12 protein-coding genes are annotated in these 22,033 nt (G+C 57.3%); 4 read left to right on the forward strand and 8 right to left on the reverse strand.

All coding sequences use genetic code 11. The features are described 5' to 3' along the window. Positions 1-171 precede the first annotated feature (171 nt). Positions 172-1,464 (reverse strand): hypothetical protein, encoded by a 1,293-nt coding sequence (locus M7439_RS12605; protein WP_298344865.1) that lies wholly within the window; start codon positions 1,462-1,464, stop codon positions 172-174. 18 nt (positions 1,465-1,482) lie between these two features. Beyond that, positions 1,483-2,889 carry an NAD-dependent malic enzyme gene (locus M7439_RS12610; RefSeq protein WP_298344868.1) on the reverse strand — a complete coding sequence of 469 codons (1,407 nt, stop codon included), beginning with the start codon at positions 2,887-2,889 and terminating at the stop codon, positions 1,483-1,485. 191 nt (positions 2,890-3,080) lie between these two features. Here M7439_RS12610 and M7439_RS12615 point away from each other — a divergent pair, with 191 nt between their 5' ends. Together M7439_RS12615 and M7439_RS12620 are read left to right on the forward strand one after the other, a co-directional pair. Then, positions 3,081-4,700, forward strand: coding sequence for a methyltransferase domain-containing protein (locus M7439_RS12615; RefSeq protein WP_298344871.1), 1,620 nt, complete (start codon positions 3,081-3,083; stop codon positions 4,698-4,700). Beyond that, a complete protein-coding gene (locus M7439_RS12620) occupies positions 4,697-6,985 on the forward strand; it encodes a glycosyltransferase family 2 protein (RefSeq protein WP_298344873.1) in 2,289 nt (762 codons plus the stop codon). The genes M7439_RS12615 and M7439_RS12620 overlap by 4 nt, the downstream gene beginning before the upstream one ends. Before the next feature lie 269 nt (positions 6,986-7,254). Here M7439_RS12620 and M7439_RS12625 read toward each other — a convergent pair whose 3' ends face one another. From M7439_RS12625 to dnaK, 6 genes are all read right to left on the reverse strand, one after another. Further along, the gene (locus M7439_RS12625; protein ID WP_298344875.1) at positions 7,255-9,801 is read right to left on the reverse strand and encodes a hypothetical protein; all 2,547 of its coding nucleotides are present in this window, start codon (positions 9,799-9,801) and stop codon (positions 7,255-7,257) included. 648 nt (positions 9,802-10,449) lie between these two features. Beyond that, positions 10,450-12,930, reverse strand: a complete 2,481-nt coding sequence (locus M7439_RS12630; protein WP_298344878.1) for an ATP-dependent Clp protease ATP-binding subunit — start codon at positions 12,928-12,930, stop codon at positions 10,450-10,452. A gap of 964 nt (positions 12,931-13,894) precedes the next feature. After that, the gene (locus tag M7439_RS12635) at positions 13,895-14,320 is read right to left on the reverse strand and encodes a heat shock protein transcriptional repressor HspR (RefSeq protein WP_298344881.1); all 426 of its coding nucleotides are present in this window, start codon (positions 14,318-14,320) and stop codon (positions 13,895-13,897) included. 7 nt (positions 14,321-14,327) lie between these two features. Continuing rightward, a complete protein-coding gene (dnaJ, locus tag M7439_RS12640; RefSeq protein ID WP_298344884.1) occupies positions 14,328-15,431 on the reverse strand; it encodes a molecular chaperone DnaJ in 1,104 nt (367 codons plus the stop codon). Positions 15,432-15,447: 16 nt separating this feature from the next. Beyond that, positions 15,448-16,224: a nucleotide exchange factor GrpE gene (locus M7439_RS12645; RefSeq protein WP_298344887.1), complete on the reverse strand. Its 777-nt coding sequence runs from the start codon at positions 16,222-16,224 to the stop codon at positions 15,448-15,450. A 5-nt stretch (positions 16,225-16,229) separates the two neighbouring features. After that, complete coding sequence (gene dnaK / locus M7439_RS12650; protein WP_298344890.1) at positions 16,230-18,089, reverse strand: molecular chaperone DnaK; 1,860 nt, start codon at positions 18,087-18,089, stop codon at positions 16,230-16,232. Positions 18,090-19,020: 931 nt separating this feature from the next. Between dnaK and M7439_RS12655 the strand changes: the two genes are divergently transcribed. Both M7439_RS12655 and gpmA read left to right on the forward strand, forming a co-directional pair. Further along, a complete protein-coding gene (locus tag M7439_RS12655; protein ID WP_298344892.1) occupies positions 19,021-20,910 on the forward strand; it encodes a hypothetical protein in 1,890 nt (629 codons plus the stop codon). 63 nt (positions 20,911-20,973) lie between these two features. Next, positions 20,974-21,660, forward strand: coding sequence for a 2,3-diphosphoglycerate-dependent phosphoglycerate mutase (gene gpmA, locus M7439_RS12660; RefSeq protein WP_298344894.1), 687 nt, complete (start codon positions 20,974-20,976; stop codon positions 21,658-21,660). Positions 21,661-22,033: the final 373 nt, after the last annotated feature.

Consider the following 22,033-nt stretch of genomic DNA (forward strand, 5'->3'; position numbering starts at 1 on the left):
CAGGGGACCACAATGCACAGAGCGGTATTGCTGATCGAGTTCAGTACGGGCCAATGGAAGGCTCCGCCCAATATGGTCTAAACAGACACCGAGTTGCCAGGGTTGCCAGGGTTGTCAGGGTTGCCAGGGTTGTCAGGGTTGTCAGGGTTGTCAGGGTTGCCAGTTGCGTGGCTAGTGTTGTCTGTTGCGTGGCTGGGCCGATCCGGAAGCCGCGAGACTCACAAAAGCCTCAAGGACCTCCTTGCCGTCACCTCCAGCCGTCAATGTCGGCCAGGCTGGGCGTACATCAACGGAGACAAGCTGCTGGACGAGGAGTACTAATGCAATGGGATCCATCCAAAGCGCTGTGCGCAGAGCCTCTGGCGGGCTCGTTGCCGGCACGAATTCCTCATTGTGGACGCCCCGATAGACAGCGATGCCGCACGAATATCCCACTAGTTCGGGCGTGGGCGCAGCAGGAGACGATGGATCAGCAACGGCGGAATTGGTCGTCAGTGAAGCAAATTGCGTCGAAGCTGTCGTGACAGAAAGGTCCTCACGACCTTGTGCATAGGACAGCAACAACTCCACAACACTGATGCCTTTGTATCGTGCGCTGAGCACAAGATAGGCGACCATTACACTATCAATCACCCTAATATCCATGGTTACAAGTCCCAAGAGATGGGCGAAGTCTCTGGGGTCTCCGACACGCGCAGTGCCAACCAGCGAGACAATACGGTCTCGGTCGGTCTGTGGAGACGGTGGCACCATCACCGTCGCTGAGCTTGATCCCGTTCGCAACGTACACGCCTCATGAGACCAGCTAATGGACTCGATCAGAGGAAACTCCAACCTCGTTTCGAGATCGAGTGAGGAGGAGGTGCGGATCTCTAAGTCCGACAGCGACTTACGTCGGTCCACCTGGCGACTCATCACGAACATGGCAATCGCATCCTCATCGGAGAGTGCAAGTTTGAGAAATCTCGCTCGCCAGAGACTCACCTCGACTGCCACAAACTCGATGACCGTCTTGATCTCGCGATCACCGAGATGAAAGGAGATCATCTGGCGCTGGCTGAGCAATGGGTGCTGCTTGGGGATCGGTTCGATCGCGACACCGGTAACGGAGAGATCGAGCACTTGCATCGGTATCCCAACGCTCGGCGGTCGGGTGTAATAGGTTCCAGCGAGCACGACGTTCACCCGCGGCGCAGACCGGGCATTCATCGGCACAAAGCCCGATTCGATCACCACCTCCGAACCAACGATCGCCGGTATCACTACACCTGTGGCCAAGAACCGTTCGCCGAAGAAGACCACCATCACCTGACAAGGGCCAACTGAGAGGACGCGTTCACCAACGCCGAGGCGCTGCCCATCGACCCGGATTACCGCCGTCACAACGATTTGCCCGTCAAAATGTAGCTCGATCCTCTTTCCCGGATAGCAAAGCTGGCCGGGCGTACGAGGCTCATCATTCACGAGCTGATCCGATCAATCTCAGATCGTATGTCGAACGATCCCCTCACGTTGCGCCTCTCGAGCGACCGCCTCAGCCACCGCAAGGGCAACGCCCTTGTTAAAGACCGATGGGATAATGTAGTTCGGCGAGAGCTCGTCATCGAGCACCGCAGAGGAGATCGCATCCGCTGCCGCCAGCTTCATTCCTTCAGTGATCGCCATCGCTCGGGCATCAAGGGCCCCACGAAAGATACCGGGGAAACAGAGGACGTTGTTGATCTGATTCGGAAAGTCCGACCTTCCCGTGGCGATCACCGCGGCGATATCTTGGATCTCCTCCGGCATCACCTCAGGTGTCGGGTTCGCGAGCGCAAAGACGATGGGGTGGGTGTTCATCGTCGCTATCTCGCTCGCCGTGACGATACCGGGTCCAGAGACACCGAGAAAAACATCGGCGCCGACCAACGCTGAGCCGAGATCACCCATGCGTCGGTCCTGATTTGTATTTTCGGCAAGCCATAGCTTGGCACCGTCAAAGTCCTCACGTCCAGAGAAGATAATCCCCTTCCGATCAGCGACGAGGATCCGGCCAACCCCCGCGTTCGCGAGGATCTTTGCACAGGCGACACCAGCGGCACCGGCCCCCGCAACCACCACGGTCATATCCCCAAGTTTGCGATCGACGACCTTGGCCGCGTTGCGTAGTGCGGCGAGAACCACCACCGCTGTGCCATGCTGATCGTCATGGAACACCGGGATGTCGAGCTTGGACTTCAACGCCTCCTCGATCTCAAAACAGGCTGGAGCGGCGATGTCCTCAAGGTTGATGCCCCCAAAGACCGGCTCCATCGCCTCGACGGCAGCAATAACCTCCTCGGGCTTGGAGACGTTCAAACAGATCGGAAAGGCATCGATATTGGCGAACTCCTTGAACAGCTGTGCCTTGCCCTCCATCACCGGGATTGCAGCATAGGGGCCGATATTGCCGAGTCCGAGGACGGCTGTTCCGTCGCTGACGATAGCGACGGAGTTCGCCTTGATGGTATAGGTGTGCACCGAGGCGGGGCGTTCTGCGATCTCCATCGAAACGCGAGCGACACCGGGGGTGTAGGCCATTGAGAGATCATCACGATCCTTCAATGGAGACTTGCCTCGCACCTCGATCTTGCCACCGAGGTGTAGCCGTAGCGTTCTATCGAGGACGCTACGAACATGGACGCCAGCTACCTCCTCGGCCTTGCCGCGAATCAGTTGGGCATGGTCAGGATCAGCCGCAAGCACCGTGATGTCGCGTACGATACGGTCGGATTCAACCTCGATGAGGTCGATACCCAAGATATTGCCGCCCGCCTCACCGATTGCGGTGGTCAAGCGTCCGAGGGAACCAGGGCTGTTGTTGAGCTCGACACGAATCGTGACCGAGTGCGAGACGTTAGGTTGTGCCATAGTGCAAGGTTAGTGGCCCACACCAGAGGACTTGACCATCCCATTCGAAGGGAACGGATCGAGCGATCGTGGCGAAATCGGTTGCTCTTGGAATCACTAAACGGTCAGGTGAGGGGAGATCAGCGCGGGAATTGACTCCAGGTTTGCGCGGCTAGTCTAGATCACAACCCAAACAAACGAAAGGGTGCCGAGTGAGTTCCGATCAATCTAAGGTCCAAATCGACGGGTCGGCATCTAGCGCTCTCTCCGCCACTGGCTGGGGTGACATGATCATCAAGCACATCCCTCCTGACTCAACCGTCTTGACGCTCGGATCCGCGGCAAAGGAACTCGGAAGGCTACTCGTCACCGAACATGCATGCACCGTTGACGCCATTCGACCAAGCACCCCTGCACCTAACACAGCTTCACTCAAGGCAGGCAGACCCAATGCATCTGCACCCAACGCCACTGAACCTCACGCCTCCCAGATAGATGCAGCTCAACAACTCTACCGCGACGTCTTTGTGCTCGACCCAGAGACATCTGAGCTCAACGATGCCATCACAGATCGTCGCTATGACGTCATCGTCTGTGCTGGGATCCTCGAACGCCTGCGGGATCCCGGGCAGCTGTTGTCTCAACTCAAGACCCACCTCACAGCCGAAGGACAGCTCCTCATCGTCGTTCCTAACGTCGCCCACATCGGCGTAATCAGCGAACTGCTTGGCGGCGATTTTTACTACCGTGGCCATGGGATCCTTGACCCGGCTCATCTCCGCTTCTTCACCCGACAAAGTCTCTTACGGATGCTCGATGAGGGCGGTTTCGTCGCCGAGATTCTCGACATCACCACTCTCGCGCTTGGGGACTCTGAGTTTGCCCAATCTGAGGCCCTCGCCGATACCCTCTTAGCACACGTACCGATCACCGCTGATCACGACGTCTATGAGTTCATCGTCGGCGCAAAGCCACGCAAGAAGGGCCAGCGACGCATCAAAGAACAGATCCACCCAAACATGGCCCCACATGGCCCAAGGGGCGTCACCAAGGTGTTCTGGCGTATGATCGACGAGGAGTACGCCGAGGACCGATCGGTGGCAGGGACCCCGGATAATGCGTCAGGTCTGATGAAGGTTCGCCTCGAGATTCCGCGATCCCCCTCCGAGCGCTTCCTCGGGCTGCGACTCCTTGACAGAGTTGGGGTGCTCGAGGTCAGCGACTTGACCCTCACCCAAAACGGGACGCAGATCTGGCATTGGGAACCCGAGAGTCCCGAGGAACTCTTTATCAGCGAAGGTCGACAACAGCTCATCGAACTCCATAACACTGTCACACTGAGGGGTAGCGCCACCCACTACTTTCTCCTCGATCCCGACAGCCAGGCGGAGCTCAATCTTCGCGTCCCAGGGGGTCCGCATGAAACACACTTAGACCTGGCCTTTCGCCCCCTCACCATCGCACAGGCAACGGAGGTGATCGGGGAGTACCTTGCAACCGTGGATCAATACGCTGGCGCCCAAGTCGCCAAGGTGCGTGGGCTCCTGAACGCGGATCGTGTGACTCGTGAACTCATTCTCAAAGGGCGAATCAAGTTCGTCGAGGATGAGAAGCTCCATCTTCGAGAGGAGCTGGTGCTCCGAGAGGAGCAGCTCGGTGCGGAGAAAGCGGCCCTACAACGGCGCATCGATGAGCTCCTCGGCTCGACCTCCTGGAGGCTCACCGCGCCGGTCCGTGCCAGGAAGGAACAGCTCATTCCCAAGATGAAGAGTCTCCTTTCCCAACGGCATCCCTCATCAGCCTCGACTGCCCCAGCGGATCATCAACAATGACAAGAGTACGTGTTACCAAGGCCTACACCGAGTGGGTCGACCGATTCGACACCCTGACCACTCAAGAACGCCCAACCACGAGGGACTACGCACGGACGCTCCACGACGATCCTGATGACGAGATCGATCGGCTCGCCCATGACTATCAATGGTGGGTCCAGCAGTGTGATACCCTCAAGCAACCCGAAATCGACCTGATCCGGGACTACGTCGCCACACTGGAGTACACCCCTACCTTCAGTTACCTGATGGTGATCGAGGACCACCACGATCCTCGACAGTTACGACGATCGATCGGAACTGTGCTTACCCAGGCCTACCCCCACTGGCAACTTATCATGGTCGACAACCATGTGCAGGATCCCGAACTACGAAGAACGATAGACGACTATCGCACACGCCACCCAGGGATCACACAGATCCGGCTAAATAATCGCCGCGCCTATTCAGAGGCACTCAACCAAGCCCTTGATGCCGTCACAGGAGAGTTCCTCGCAACCCTACGCCCGGGCGATCTCCTACGACCCCACACCCTGGCCTGGTTTGTCGCCGAGGTAGCCATCCATCGCGATGCTGCGATCATCTACAGCGACCACGACCAAATCGATGATCAGGAACATCGTCACAGCCACAACTTCAAACCAGACTGGAACCCCGAACTCGCCCTCTGCCAGCACTACATCGGTCCTGCCGTTGCCTTTAACACCACACTCGTGCATCAGGCTGGCGGCTTCGCCCCTCTGTTGGAACTCTATCCCGAATGGGAGCTGATCCTACGGCTCACCGAGGATATCGATGCCACCCGTATCCGCCATTGTCCCACCATCCTCTACCACGAACGCGACTCACAAACCGCGAGAACAGCAACTGCAACAGACCAGCAACGCAACGAAGCCTATGAGATCGTCAGTACCACCCTGGTACGACGGGGTGCCCCCTACACTCTCGGCTGGGCCCAAAACCAAGTCGACCTCATCCCACGTTACTCTATCCTCGGCAGCCCTAAAGTCTCAATCATCATCCCCACCCACAACGGATTAGCTGACCTCCAAGCCTGTGTCGACAGCCTGGGGACCACCACCTATCCAAACTATGAAGTCATCATCGTCAACAACAGAAGTGACGACCCAGCTACACTCTCGTATCTGGAAAACCTTACCCAACTGCCGCGACATCGGGTAATCGACTACCCGTATGCCTTTAACTACTCCGATCTTCATAACACCGTGGTGAACCAGCTCGCAACCGACTACCTCTGCCTCCTCAACAACGATACCGAGGTCCAACGGGCCGACTGGCTCGAGGCCCTCCTCGGTTACGCGCAACGACCGGGAACTGGTGCAGTCGGAGCCAAACTCCTCTATCCCGATGGAACTGTCCAACACGCCGGCGTCATCACCGGGGTACGCGGACTAGCTGGCCACGCTTTTCGCTACCTGCCTGGAGATCAAGACGGATACCAAGGGAGGGCAAACGTCCCCCACGCCCTCAGCGTGGTGACCGCAGCGTGTCTTATGATCAGCGCAGATCTCTGGCATGAAGTGGGTGGGATGGCGGAAGAACTTCCAATCGCCTTCAACGATGTGGACCTCTGCCTGCGCCTTCGTGAGAAGGGTTACCGCAATATCTACCAACCCCGAGCACAACTCGTGCATCATGAGTCCAAATCTCGAGGCAAGGACATCAAGCTCTCTCAACAACACCGTGCGATCAGAGAACACGGTTACATGCAATGGCGATGGAGCCCGCAACTCTACTCAGACCCCATGTATAACCCCAACCTGACGTTGGACTCAGAGGACTTTGTCCTCGCGATACCAAGGATACAGCGGCCCTGGGCCCGCAGCATCCAGTGGGTCGACATTCCAGACGGACAGAACCTCGACCACTCGCATCGCCTACCTTTGCACGCAAACCAGACTATAACCGCAACCTGCCTGATCCCAGCGACCCTCTCGGGGATGATCGAAGCATTGCAGATCTACATCGGTGACAGCATTGGGGAGCTCGCTGGAGAACTCATCGTGACCGGGCAATGTAACGACAATATCTTCACCGTTGTCGAATCACTCTCAGGCCATCGCGGTGAGTTTCCTTTCACCCTGCATCTGACCAATCAGGCATTCCTGGCCCTACCAGGCCAACCCCTGCAACTCACTATCACCCCACGCGGAAACCTATGGCCAGTTCATCTCTTGGCCTTCCAAACCGTTTCTCCGTGGACCCACCTTCTTCAGGGGCTACCAAATCTCGCCCTAAAGATTACCGCAGGCTATCGCATCTAGCACCAGCGCCGCCTCTCAACACACAGACACGAATCGAGAACAAAACCCCCACCGCCTAACCCTTCAGCTCAACGACCTGTCCCCTTGTCGCCACTGAGCACCTAAGGCTTTCTGCTCGACCATGAACACATGACAAGTCGATATACAGAACAAACACCGTCTCCTTCAGACCACGTGCAACCGTCTCCGGACAAACCAAAATCACCCATCAAAACAGCAATCAGGGCAGGTACCGAAGCACCTACCCTGATTGAACCGTAAAGGTTTGACTAGATAGAGGAAAGCGTATAGCTACCCGTCATAGCAACCGGAAGGACATACTGGAATGAGTACCCATCAGTCATGAACTGTGAAGCAGTCATGAACTGATACAGCGTACCGTCATTGCTTACCCAGACACCGGCTTTTCCAAGCGGCTGCACCAAGGTACCGTTCGCACTGGTCGATGCATTGGTCGGTGTTGAACCGAAGCCCATGACCACCATCGCACCAGTCATCTTCTGGATTGAAGCAAGTTCCGCCGGAGTTGCAATCCCGGTAGCGACGCCACCAGCATACTCATAGATGGTCGAGCCGAACTGGACGAGCGCACCATTAGCCATGGTCGCAGCCGCCGTCGGAGGAGCACCAGCACCAGCGGTGAGGCCACCTGCATTCGGGACTGGGATCACCTGACTGACGACATAACCATCCTTCATGAACTGTGACATAGAGGAGAACTGGTAGATCTCACCATTGGTACCAACAACCCAGTAGCCAGAGGTTCCAACAGGGTTGATCAACGTTCCAGGAGCAGGCATAGTGGCTGTTGGGAAGGTACCCGACACCACACTGCTGTGATCCATCTTCATGATGTCACTGAGCACCGTCGGGGTCGAAATGCCAAAGGCATAGCCGCCCGCGATCACGTCAATCTGACCACCAGACTGAATGAGTGCACCGTTGGGGTACGTAGTCGCGGCTTTTGGAACGCTGGTTACCGAAACCGGCGCAGCCTCAACACTACCGTTGATACCAATCGAATACTGATTGGAAGCAGTACTCGGGTTGATGGCGCCATCGACAGAAACCGAGAATACATCTCCACTAGAGACTGTATTAGCCAAGGTTACATACACATCTGGTCCTGATACATCCACGCCTATGGGTTGCCCCGATGCGGAAGAAGTGGTCGTATCCGTAATGGAGTAGTCAGAAGCACTAGTAGGCAAAATCGTGTTTGAAGGGAAGATTAGCTCCAACTGTGACTCACCACCAGAGTTACCAAGTGTTGTCGACCCGGCACTAGTCTGACCCGTCATATTAGCAGTAGCCTCTAGACCACTAACCGTGTAATTAGACGTAGCCTGCAGACCCGCATTGCTCAAGCTCACAGGGACACTCCCGGGAATCGTCGTAAAGTCTTCAGAGGCACTCGCGGTTGCTGCCAACGAATCTTTGTTAGTAGCCACCGAAACCGAGTAACTATTCTGTCCCGAAACACCGGTCACCGTCGCTCCAAAGATGGTGATTGATACATCTTGACCAGAATTCACCGTTGGCATCGCCACACTTGTGACACCACTAGCGGTGGCGTAGCTCTCAGCAACAGTTGTCGCAGACGATCCACTACCCACTGTCACAGCCGCTGTCCCTGATGTCGGTAGAGCCAGACCACTTCCAGGAGTAATGATCACGCCAGAAGAACCAGCAGTCACCCCATCCGTAGCGACAAAGCTAGCAACAAAGTTAGCCGTGGCACCTGTAGTCGGATTAGCAGACGACGTACTGGGCATAAGCGACGTACTCAATGAGCCAATCTGAGTTCCGTAGGAAATTGTAGCGGAATCGTTTGAATTACCAGAGTCACTCACCGTGACTGGTGAAGAACCTGCCTGAGAGGGATTAATCGCACCCGTAATGGTGACGTTAACCGTATCGCCACTTACCAGCGGCGTGGTAAGAACCAAACTAGCTGACGATGCTCCTGTCGACGGATCTGAGGCTGTCACCCCAGTGACCGTATCAGTCGACTTAGCCCCAGACGAATTGGTCACAGTAACTGTGTACTGACTAGATGCTCCGGGGAGATCCACCGACGCATCTCCAGTTGCACTAGGAGTAAAAGTCAACACAAACGGCGCGGCAGACGTTCCAAGACCAGTGGCACCGCTGCTGACTGCAATGGGGCCAACATTATAGGTAACGTCACTTTGACCAAGACCGACGTTACTCGCAGTAGCACCGAAGCTCACCGAGTTAGCAGGGATCGTATAGTTGGTCTGAACCACGAGAGTATCGGTACTCGTATACATGCTACCGGTCTCAGTTACAGCGGAAGTTTCAGACGGATTCGAAACACCAATGAACTCAATCTGCACTGAGGCACCGGAGGTGACAACCGTAGGCAGTGTCAAAGTTACCTGATCAGCTGCACTCGTTGACTTATAAGCCGCAAAACCAACCTGAGTGCCGTTAACAGTGACGAGCGCACTAACACCGCTCGCGAAAGCCGAACCATTAGTAATGGTCGTCCCAGGCAGAGTAATGCTAACCGTGCCCGGGGTAGAACTAGATCCGACGCCGTCAGTAGCCACGAACGATGCCACATAGTTGGACCCCGGTGTGACTGTAAAGCCCGTAACCGATCCAGTGCCGACGGTGTAATAACCCGAAGTCACATTCGGCGTTGTCGCATAGGCAGTACCTGAAGCAATCAAAATTCCACCAACACCACCAACCGTCAGAGCCGCAGCCCCTGCCAAACGAACCAAACCATTCGACGAGAGCTTTGAACTCCCACTAATTCCGGCAGTCTTCTTCTTGAATCTGCTCATTACCTGGATATACCTCCTGAAATACAAGACCAACAGCCACTAGACTATCATGCTTCTTCGCTACTACCGTCCATGGACCCCGTAAGTGTACCACATCAACCATCGAGCCGGTGTAGTTTCTACGAAACCAAGTACACCTAAGCAACTGTACCAGCAAAACAGGCAAGAACAGGCTTTTACATAAAAATTCATCGATAAACTTCTAACCTCACGTTGAACCTCAGTATCGTTAGCTCTGCCAGGCTCTACGTAGCTGTCCACAGCCAGATAGAACTCCCGTGGTGATCTCTCCTGGAACATTGTCGCGGATGACCTGCACTGTGTGCGGCGCAGCTCTCTCGCATTATGTCCATCGACCGAATCTCGCACGCAAACATCAGTCATGTCTTGCACCCAGGCTCAACACGATCTTCACCCAACTCTCGCCCATGCCCAAATCGAGCAATACAAATATTGATAAAGCGACTCAACGACAGAGCAGGAGGCATCTGTATTCTGATTAACCGAGTAAGTGACGATGTCGCCGTTGAAACGAAGTTGGTCCTGCGTTCTCAGGCATACCTCATTTTCCGCCATGTGGCCCTTGATAGAGTGCCAAAACATACTGCCCAAGATACCCACCAACGAGGCCCTTGCTCTCTGATGATCTCACGCGATGACCAACTCATCCCCCACCCCATCAACGGTGATCGTCGACCCCTCCGGGTACTTCCCCGATAGGATCGCGACCGCCACCGGGTCGCCCACCATCTTCTGAATCACTCGCTTCAAGGGTCGAGCCCCGAACGCTGGATCATACCCTTGGGTCGCAAGGATCCGCTTGGCGTCATCGGTCACCACGAGTTCGAGCCGACGATCGGACAGGCGTCGGCGCAGTGCATCGAGCTGGATGTCGACGATCTTCGTGAGGTCTGCCTCGGTGAGTGATGCAAAACGGATGATCTCATCGATCCGGTTGACAAACTCCGGCTTAAAGAAGAATCTTGGATCCTCCGCCAGGTTCGATGTCATGATCAAAATAGTGTTGGTGAAGTTGACCACCCGACCCTGACCGTCGGTTAGACGACCATCATCCAAGATGGCAAGGAAGATATTGAAGACATCCGAGTGCGCCTTCTCGATCTCATCAAAGAGAATCACGCTGTAAGGACGTCGCCGTACCGCCTCGGTGAGTTGTCCACCTTCGTCGTAGCCGACGTATCCAGGAGGCGCACCGACAAGGCGTGCCACCGCATGGCGTTCCTGGTATTCAGACATGTCGATTCGAATGACAGCGCGTTCATCGTCGAAGAGGTACTCCGCCAATGCCTTGGCCATCTCGGTCTTACCGACACCAGTCGGTCCCAGGAAGAGGAAACTCCCGATCGGCCGGTGTGGATCGGAGAGTCCCGCACGCGAGCGCCGGATAGCGTTGGCCACCGCCGAGACCGCCTCGTCTTGTCCAATGACGCGCTGATGGAGCGCCTCCTCGATATGGAGAAGCTTCTCCATCTCGCTCTCTAAGAGCTTGGAGACCGGGATCCCGGTCGCCTTGGCCACCACCTCAGCGATGTCCTCGGGGTCGACCTCCTCCTTTAACATCCGCACCCCACCCTGGAACTCGGCAAGCTCTCGGGTTGCCTCATCGATCTGGCGGGAGAGCTCAGGAACCTGACCATAGCGGATCTCAGCCGCCCGATCGAGATTGCCGATGCGTTCCTGATTATCGGCCTCGGCCTTCAACTGTTCCAGTCGCTCCTTCATCTCACGAATCTTGCCGATCGCATCACGCTCGAGTTGCCACTGAGCATTGAGAGCGGCAAGCTCTTCCCGATCATCGGCCAACTCACGCTCGATCCGATTGAGTCGCTCCATGGAGGCGGGATCACTCTCCTTGGCGAGTGAGATCCGCTCGATCTCAAGCTGGCGGATACGCCGCTCGACCGAGTCGACCTCACTGGGTCGAGAGTCGATCTCCATCCGGAGCTTGGCGGCGGCCTCATCGATGAGATCGATCGCCTTGTCGGGAAGGAAACGGTTCGTTACATACCGATCCGAAAGGACCGCGGCCGCCACCAGAGCTGAATCCTGGATACGCACCCCATGGTGGACCTCGTAGCGCTCCTTTAGGCCACGCAGAATCCCGATCGTGTCCTCGACCGAGGGTGGTGGAATGATGAGCTGCTGGAACCGGCGCTCGAGGGCGGGATCCTTCTCGATGTATTTGCGATACTCGTCAAGCGTCGTCGCTCCAATCATCCGCAACTCACCACGGGCGAGCATCGGCTTTAACATGTTGGAGGCATCCATAGAACCCTCAGCGGCCCCAGCGCCTACCACCGTGTGCATCTCGTCGATGAAGGTGATGACCTCGCCGTTGGAGTCCTTGATCGCCTTGAGGACCGCCTTTAGCCGCTCCTCGAACTCACCACGGTACTTCGCACCTGCCACCATGGAACCAAGGTCCAGAGCGATGAGTCGTTTGTTCTTCAACCCCTCGGGAACATCACCCTCGACGATTCGCTTGGCCAACCCCTCGACGATGGCAGTCTTACCAACTCCTGGCTCGCCGATCAGTACGGGGTTGTTCTTGCTCCGACGAGAGAGGATCTGGATGATCCGCCGAATCTCCTCGTCTCGCCCGATCACCGGGTCGATCTTGCCCGCTCGTGCGTCAGCAGTCAGGTCACGTCCATACTTCTCTAACGCCTGGAGTGTCTCCTCCGGGTTCTCGCTCGTGACTCGGTTGTCCCCACGGATCTCACGCAACGCGGTCTTGATCTGTTCAGCGGTCACCCCGAACACGGTGGGCAACTGGATCAGCAGATGCTCGACGGAGAGATAGGAGTCACCCAACTCCTGACGAGTCTTATCGGCGGCCTCAAGGGTTGCGATCAGCGCGCTTGAGAACTGTGCCTGACTCCCGTAGGCCTTGGGTAGCTTCCCGATCGCCTCTAAGAGTTTGGTCCTCGACGCTCCGATCTGAACGCCCAAGCGCTCAAGAATGGGCAAGGCGATGCCATCGGGTTGTCCAAGGAGTGCAACCGCGAGGTGCTCCTTCGTGACCTCTGGGTTCGAACTCCGCCTGGCAAGCTCAACCGCCGCCTCGATCGCCTCGCGGGTCTTGACTGTCCACGTACTCTGATCCATCGTTCACCTCATCTTCGTTACGATTCCATCTGTTCATCGTCATCTGGTTGACGCTCTTCACAAACCCCAATCACCTGTTCTAACGCCAACAACTGCCACCCCGCTAGGGCCAGGTGACTCTTTTCTCTCACCCCCAAGGTCGCCGGTGACCGCCAAAGGATCCGGCGATCATGCCAGCCGCCTAACGGCCGTCGTCCTAGGCGACTGGATTCCATCGAGTCATCGGTGCCAGTAGGTGGTTCTGGGTCCAACTCGCCCTCGTCCAGCGCATATCTCCTGGCATTCCGGGAATGGAGACTCATCGTTCGTATCACGTTCGCGCCCTCTCGCTCGCCTGCTGGGTCCTACTGGTTCAGTTGCATTGGTCTCGCCCCACTGGTCCAGTTGCATTGGCTCCACCGCCGGTTTCAACTGGTTCACCACGTCGGTTGGTCTCTCCAGAGTTGTACCCCATTGTCTGACTGGCTCTGCCGCGTTGGCCGTACTGCATGGGCACTGTTGCAGTGGTCCCGTTTGCATTGGCCATGTTAGATCGAGCCTGTTTGCTACCACCTGTACATCACTAGCCATTGTCTCGCATCTGCGCCATGAGCTGTATTGACCAAAGGAACCTGTTGGGAGTAAAAGGTGCGGGTCACTGTCTCGTTGTGGTGTTGTCTCGTTGTGGTGTTGTCTCTTCGCATCGCCAACCCTTGTATTATGCTCTTGCCAGTCCAAGAAGCAGCTCCTTCTCTCGGTTGCTACGTTCTCCAGTCCGATCGGCACTGATGACGCCCTGACTCGAGGTGTGATGGCGAAGAGATCGACGACGGTTACGTGCCGTCGATCGTCGACCACCGGCGCGTTCTCCAACCGTCACGACTCGGACCCCCGTTCTCGCCCTCACGTCCTAGTCCCCATGGGCTAGGTTGTCGCACCTCAGTTGCTCGGTAAGCCGACCCACAATGACGACGAACCAGAGTCCTTAGCGTCGAATCTGGGTGGTCTTGACGTGTACCACCGCCTGGGAAAGCGGAACGAGATCACGCCGGTAATGGCGATGGATCTCCTTCTCCCGCAACCGTGCCAGCTCTCGCTCACGTTCGAGCTCAGCTCTGAGTTCGGCGACTTCAGCCTCTAACTCGATCACTCGGCGCACACCTTCGATATTGAGCCCTGCATCGGTCAGCTCGGCAATTCGCCGTAGCCGCTCGAGATCGTGTTCGCTATAGCGCCTTGAGCCGCCCCCGGTGCGGTTCGGTTCAAGCAGACCCCGTCGTTCATAGACCCGTAAGGTCTGAGGGTGCATGCCAGCGAGCTCGGCAGCCACCGAGATCACATACACCCCCCTTCCGATGGCGGCACCCTCGAAGGCGCCGCGCCTGGCCTGGCCTCCGATATCACTTGCCATCTAGCCTCTAGCCTCCTACCTTCTCTTCCCCTTTGTCCCCAAAGACCTTGTGATAGTCCTGGAGATACTTCTTCTGTCGTGCATCGAGTGCCGCCGGAACGACGATCTCTACCGTTACCAGCAGATCACCGACGGTATTCTTCTTCCTTGGGTTTGGCAATCCCCGCCCTCGGACCCTAAAGGTCTGTCCCGAATGGGTACCTGCCGGAATCTTGAGCGTCACTGGGCCAGTCAACGAGGGTGCGCTCACCGTACCCCCAAGGGCAGCATCAGCGAAGCTGATCGCAACCTTGGTGGTCAGATCAGCTCCCTTGCGACCAAAGCGAGGATCCGGATCGACGTGAACCTTCACCAGGAGGTCACCCGAGGGTCCTCCGCTCTTGCCGGGAGCACCCTTGCCACGAACCCGGATCGTCTGTTCTGGCTCCACCCCAGCCGGGATACGAACCTTCACGGTGCGAGCGCGGTGTTCGGTTCCTGTTCCCCTACAGGCGGGACAGGGATTTTCGATAATCAGTCCTCGACCATGACAGGCTGGACAGGGCTGGGAGAAGGAGAAGAATCCCTGGTTATCAGAGACCGATCCCGATCCGTTACACCGGGCACAGACCTTTGGTACCGTTCCTGGGGCGGCACCGGTACCGTTACATACAGAACATGAGGTCTCCCCGATCACCAACACCGAAGCCGTTGCCCCTGCGGCAGCGTCGGCAAAGCTGAGACGAACCTCGGCGCTCTGGTCCTCGCCACGCTTTGGGCCACTCGTCCGTTTCCCTCGATTAAAGAGGTTCCCGATCAGATCGCCAAGATCCTCCGAGTGTACATTAAAGTTTCCGTTGCCTGAAGCGTTGGAACCCATACCACCGAGGCCCGAGGCCATCGGGCCCATTCGGCGAACCTCGTCGTACTCCTTGCGCTTGGTAGCGTCACCGAGCACGTCGTAGGCGGCCGAGACCTCCTTGAACTGTTCCTCATGGCCAGCGTTCGAGTCAGGATGGTATTTTCGAGCAAGCGCTCGGTAGGCCTTGGTTATCTCCTTGTCCGTCGCCGTCGATGGAACTCCGAGGACCTTATAGTAATCCTTTTCGAACCACTCGCGCTGTGGTGGCATTCGTTACCTCCATCTCTCACGAACCGGTGACCTTCACCATCGCGGGTCGCAGAGTCTGTCCGTTCCAGCGGTAGCCAACACGAAAGACCTCGCTCACCGTCGGTTCACCGTCTCCTTCATCGTGGGCAACCGCCTCCGCCTCTTCGGGATTGAAGCGCTTGCCGAGGGGCTCGATCACCTCTAAGCCCTCCTTGGCTAGCACCTCCAAGAAGGAGGCACTGATCTGGGAGAGCACCGAGGCGACCTCGTCCGATCCTGACTCCGAGGTCGCATGAGCGAGTGCAAGTGTCAAGGTGTCAAGCGCTGGAAGCAACTTGGTCACCAACGCCCGAGATCCTGCGGCCCCAAGCTCACTCTGCTGTCTGGCGACTCGCTTTTTGTAGTTCTCAAAGTCAGCCTGGAGACGCTGCAGTGCCTCGAGATAGGAGTCCCGTTCGCGCTCAGCATCTGCGAGGGGATCGTTGATCTCAGGTTCAAAATCGAGCGCATCGAGATCGAACTCCTCCCCGGCCTCCTCTCCACGGATGGAGGGATCCTCATCAGCTTTGGCATCTAGCCCCTCATCAGACGGGTTGACCTCCGGTTCTTGATCATCTGGGGTGTTTTCACCCGTCCTGCTGGTCGCGTCCGAGCGCCCACTCCCAGAGGAGGACGCCTCTCCGTCGAAAGGCGTCTCCTCCTTAGCTCTGTCGTGCCCTTGGGCACCCTGGTGCTCGTTGGCACCCTGGGAACCCTGAGTACGGTGGGAATCGTGAGCGCTCTGGTGCTCTTCGTCGAATCTCTCATCGGCCACGCGCATCACTCCTTGGGTTCGTCGACGATCTCAGCATCGACGACATCGTCGTCACTGCCACCGGCATCGCCATCGGACCCGCTGGGCCCGGCAGTGCCATCCCCGGCTCCACTGGCAGAGGCCTGACGTGAGGCCTCCTCATAGAGCCGCTGGGTGAATCCCTGGGAAGCCGACATCAACGCATCCGTTGCGGTTTTGATGGCTGCGATATCGGTACCGTCAAGTGAGTGCTTGACTTCGTTGAGAGCCTCTGTCACCTTGTCCCGCTCCGGACCCTCAAGCTTGTCGCCCTGTTCGGCGAGGAGCTTCTCGGTCTGGTAGACGAGCGTGTCGGCGTTGTTGCGAACCTCCGCCTCCTCTTTGCGCTGCTTGTCCTCGGCGACATGGGCCTCTGCGTCGCGCATCATCTGGTCGATCTCCTCCTTGGAGAGTGCGGTCGTGCCGGTGATGGTGATGGATTGTTCCTTATTGGTTGCGCGATCCTTGGCGGAGACGTGCACGATACCGTTCGCATCGATGTCAAAGGTCACCTCAATTTGGGGAATACCACGAGGCGCTGGCGGAATTCCAACGAGTTGGAAACGGCCGAGCGTCTTGTTATAGGAGGCCATCTCGCGCTCACCCTGAAGGACATGGATCTCAACGGAGGGCTGATTATCATCAGCGGTCGTGAAGACCTCGGTCCGCTTGGTCGGGATGGTGGTGTTGCGTTCGATGAGCTTAGTCATGACGCCACCCTTGGTCTCGATACCGAGCGACAACGGTGTCACGTCGAGGAGCAGTACGTCCTTGACCTCACCTTTCAACACACCAGCCTGGATAGCCGCACCAACCGCAACCACCTCATCGGGGTTCACACCACGGTGTGGCTCCTTGCCCGTCATCTGCTGGACAAGATCCTGGATCGCTGGCATACGGGTAGATCCGCCAACGAGCACCACGTGATCGACCTTACCAACGGTGAGGCCGGCATCCTTGATCGCCTGCTCGAAGGGACCCTTGCAAGCCTGCACGAGGTCGGCGGTGAGCTCCTGGAAGCGTGAACGAGTCAGCTTCATCTCAAGGTGCTTTGGACCCTCTGACGTTGCAGAGATAAAGGGGATGTTGATCGTGGTCTCGAGCGAGGCCGAGAGCTCGATCTTGGCCTTCTCAGCCGACTCCTTGAGTCGCTGCATCGCCATCTTGTCGGCGCCGAGATCGACCCCTTCGTTATCCTTAAAGGACTTGATCATCCAGTCGATGATCCGCTGATCCCAGTCGTCACCACCGAGTTGGGTGTTACCGGCGGTGGACTTGACCTCGAAGACGCCGTCACCGATCTCAAGGACCGAGACGTCAAAGGTACCACCACCGAGGTCGAAGACGAGGACCGTCTGATCCTCGGTCTCCTTATCGAGACCGTAGGCGAGTGCGGCAGCCGTCGGCTCATTGATGATGCGAAGTACCTCAAGGCCAGCGATTTGACCTGCCTCTTTGGTGGCGGTGCGCTGCGCGTCGTCAAAGTAGGCCGGGACCGTGATAACCGCCTGGTTGACCGTGTCACCAAGGTAGGCCTCTGCGTCTCTCTTGAGTTTGGAGAGGATACGTGAACTGATCTCCTGTGGGGTGTACTTCTTGCCATCGATGTCGATGGTCCAGTCCGTGCCCATGTGACGCTTGACTGATCGGATCGTCCGATCAGGGTTGGTGATCGCCTGCCGCTTGGCGACCTCACCGACGAGTACCTCACCGGTCTTTGAGAATGCGACAATCGAAGGTGTGGTTCGCCCACCCTCCGAGTTCGGGATGACGGTAGGGTCACCCCCTTCGAGAACCGAGACGACGGAGTTCGTCGTTCCAAGATCGATGCCTACTGCTTTGGCCACTCGAGCCTCCTTATTAGCTGTTACCAAATACTTGAGTGTAAGTATATCAAGTTTTACTACATCCTACCTATCAGCTTTATTCCAAAACCTCGAAGAAAGGTCTTTGGTCCTCTCGCGACCCGCAAAGAACTGGGACTAGCTCCGCTCAGAACCCAGCCGCTTGGGCTGATCGGCCCTCGAAGACCCCCCTCGGCGGAGCCTCTCTGGAGAGCATGGCGGAGCCTCTCTGAAAAGTACGGCGGAGCCTCTTTCGAACGCATGATGGTGCGCCCTGGCAAGGCGCAGATCCACCCCCACGCTCTTGGATAGCGCATTCGCATGGAGGAAAGATAACATGAGGACAGCTGACGAGCCAGTTCGTACCTGGCTCGTGATGGCCATCACCGAGGCCCGATCCACTGAACCCCCGACGAAAACAGGCGGGTCCCTCCTGTCCTCCAACAATGGCCGGTGTCAACGGCGTTACCTATTGTCCGGGTTCCGGTATTTGCAGGGTCAAGAGACGCGCGATGCCTCCACAGCCCTCGCAAGAGAGGCATGCGCCTCCCACAAGCATCGTGTTGATCAGCGAAGTTGTGCCAAGATTCGGCGGTAGTCTCACCTGGGCCGGCAAGTGATGACCTCTCATGGTGGAGCCTTCCCGAAGAGAAGCTTCGTGACCGCGGGCCTTTATTAGACAACGATATCGCCACGCCGCTACCGTCCACACGCTAACGATACTGCCAACACCTGAGCAGAGCTCATGCCCGGGACACGCCAAAGCCCGAATGTCCCAAGTAACAGGGTGCGACCGACGATGCCCAGTCGCGACCACAGACCCAATCCACATCCCAGGCCAGTGGTTACGAACATCACCCCATAAATGCACATCACCCCATAAAATAGCAAGATCTTCGTCTCGACTTTCTGTATTTCGGCTAACATACGACCGATGAGAGCCACAGATCAGCGGGGACACAAGCGGACGCCAGCAGGCACCGCGCGTTCGCTGAGCATCCGAATCTGGCTCGTCACGATTGTGGTTCTCTCGCTCATCCTCGCAGCCTGTGACACCAACTCCACGGCACAAGTCAACTCGGCACGGGCCAAGGAGTTGCTCACCAAAGCCTATCGTGACACAATCGCAACGGGTGGCTATGCGGTTAGCGCTACTATTCACGAGACGCTGGGGCGAGAGACGTTGAAGGACACTCGACTATCAGGTCTCGTAACCACCGACCCACCTGCCGCACAACTCGAGCTGCCAACGTCGCACGGTAGAACGCAAGAACAACTCACTATCGGTGACACCCAGTACATGCCGGACCCGTCCACACCGCACTCCGACCGTGTGACCCAGTGGCTCGCCTTCGCAATACCACCACAAGCATCGCTCGCCAACCCCAGCACCATGAACTCCACGAGGACGCTCGCCCCCTTGCCGTTCCTCATCAACCCCGCCATCGGTCAGATCCGCGAGGTTGGCCAAGCACAGGTGAATGGCACCCCCACCATTGAGTTCCAAACTCAGGTGCAAGAACGACTCGAGGAACCACCCCCAGTACCGAGCAGTGGAAACTCCATCGGGCCTCCCATCACGAAGGCACTCACCCATGTCATCCTCTCGATCTGGGTCACCCAAGGTGCAAAGCCACTTATCAAGCAGCTCGAGATCGCCCAACAGGCAACACCGTACCACGAAAAGCTCACAACAACCACCATCACGACACTCTCTGGCTATGGGGCAAGGCCCTCAATCACCCCACCACCGATCGCATCGGTGACCACTATGTCCCAAATTGTCGGATTACTAACTACTCCAGGACAAACTCCACTAATGCTCCTAGCAGGACCCCCGCTTACTCCGAACCCAATCCTCACCCCGATGAAGACCTATACCAATGCCGTCCCGGTGGAAGAGATCACTACGGTCAATAATCAGGCGCTCGTCCTTGATGAAAGGACCGACCAAGGGAGTGAGTTGGTTCGGTTTGATCCGGTAAACGGTGCCGTCGAAGCCCAGGCACGGCTCCCCGTTATCGAGGCGACAACCTACGCAGACGGGGAGCTTTGGGTATTGGCCTCTCCACCCAGTCAAAAGAACGCCTCCATCGTCGAGGTACTCAATCCTGACACGCTTACGATGCTCTATCGACGCACCCTCTCTGTAACGCCCAACCTCGCGGCGGACGCCGCCTCTATCGCGGTGGTAGACAAGAGAGTCTGGATCTCCACCACGAGGGGTATCGTTGGGCTAGACGCTGATCTGCGCCACCGGACTTCCATCACCATCGCGCGCCCTGCGACGCTGTCGATTGAGGTCGCAGGCTCTGTCAATGGCAGCGCTTTGTTGACGTCGCTCTGTGGAGATGGAGGTTCCGCCGTCACGGTCCAGGTGCGAAACCCAACCACTGGCGACCTCGTCTCCTCATTGACAACCGGGTTGGGAGGAATCGGCGGTGCTGCGATGACCCCTATCACTAACCGTGTCTGGCTCCGTGTTGCCACCGGGATGGGGGGAACCCTTGGCTTTGTCAACCTCACACCAGGTAACCCTCCAACCCTGTCACCAGGCAGACCGCTCAAAAATGAGACCGGAATCCATGATCCACCGTTCCCAAACACGCTTCGAGTCAGCGTCGCCGGTTCCACGGTGTTCGCCTACGACCCCGATAACAACGTCCTCGAGTGCCGCAATGGGGAGACCGGGTCGCTGCTCGCCGTGACTCGCAGCCTCGAAGGCGTCACCACGCTCACGAGTCTCACCCACGATGAGATTGCGGCAACTCTCGGCACTGGTGAAGTCATTATCGCCAAGATCAGCTCAGTCTGCCTCGGCTAGCTGACACTCCACTCAGGTGCTCAGGTTGCCTCGGGGCCACATTGTTCGTTAGGCTTGAGGGCTATGGCTACCCTGATCCTCCTCCGTCACGGACAGAGCACGTATAACCAAGAGAACCGCTTCACTGGTTGGGTTGATGTTGACCTCACGGCAACGGGCTACCAAGAGGCTAAGAGGGCCGGAGAACTTCTGCGCGATGCTGGACTCCTACCCGACATCGTCTTGACCTCGGTACTGAAGCGTTCGATCTACACCACCGACGAGGTCCTCAAGGTGCTTGATCGCTCATGGGTGCCCGTCGAGAAGACCTGGCGGCTCAACGAGCGTCACTATGGAGGACTCTCGGGACTCAACAAGGCAGAGACGGCCGAACGCTTTGGGGCGGAGCAGGTGAAGATCTGGCGAAGGAGTTACGATGTCCGGCCACCGGAGACCTCTGAAGAGGAGCACCGGCACTTCGTGAGCGATCCGCGCTACCGAGGCCTCAAAGCGACCGACGTTCCCTACACCGAGGCCCTCGCCGACGTGTTGGTCCGCGTCATGCCCTACTGGGAGGAACGAATGATACCTCTTCTTAAAGAAGATCAGGCGATCCTCGTCAGCGCCCATGGAAACTCCCTGCGCGCCATGGTCAAGTTCTTAGAGTCGATCCCTGACGATGAGATCGTCGAGTATGAAATCGCCAACGGCGAACCCATCGTCTATGAACTCGACACCCAGCTCAAGGTATCGTCAAAGACCGTCCTGTAGCTCCACAGACTCATCAACTCTGGGCGTTCGAGCCAGGCACCCGATCCGGAGTCAGCCCTGGTCCAATCATGAGCAACTCCAGAGGATACGGTCACCTTATTCATGGCGACTGAGACTTTGTCGTCCTATTCTCGACGAATTGTTATTTGTGCTTAGGCCCCACCTTTGTATGTCACCACCGCTCAGAAGTTCACATTCGAGTTGTCGATTGGGAGTGAGGCGTGCTTGTCCTACGCCGTAACCGGTGACGCCTCCACGATGACGTTGTCGGCATAGGAGCCTCCCACGCCGGGGACCTCCGTGAAGGGGCCACCACAGGTCACAAGAGCAAGGGTTGGGGGACCCTGGTTGGTGAAGAGCTGGGGGTGAGCCA

Source organism: Ferrimicrobium sp. (genome assembly GCF_027319265.1).
In the GTDB taxonomy this organism is placed as follows: domain Bacteria; phylum Actinomycetota; class Acidimicrobiia; order Acidimicrobiales; family Acidimicrobiaceae; genus Ferrimicrobium.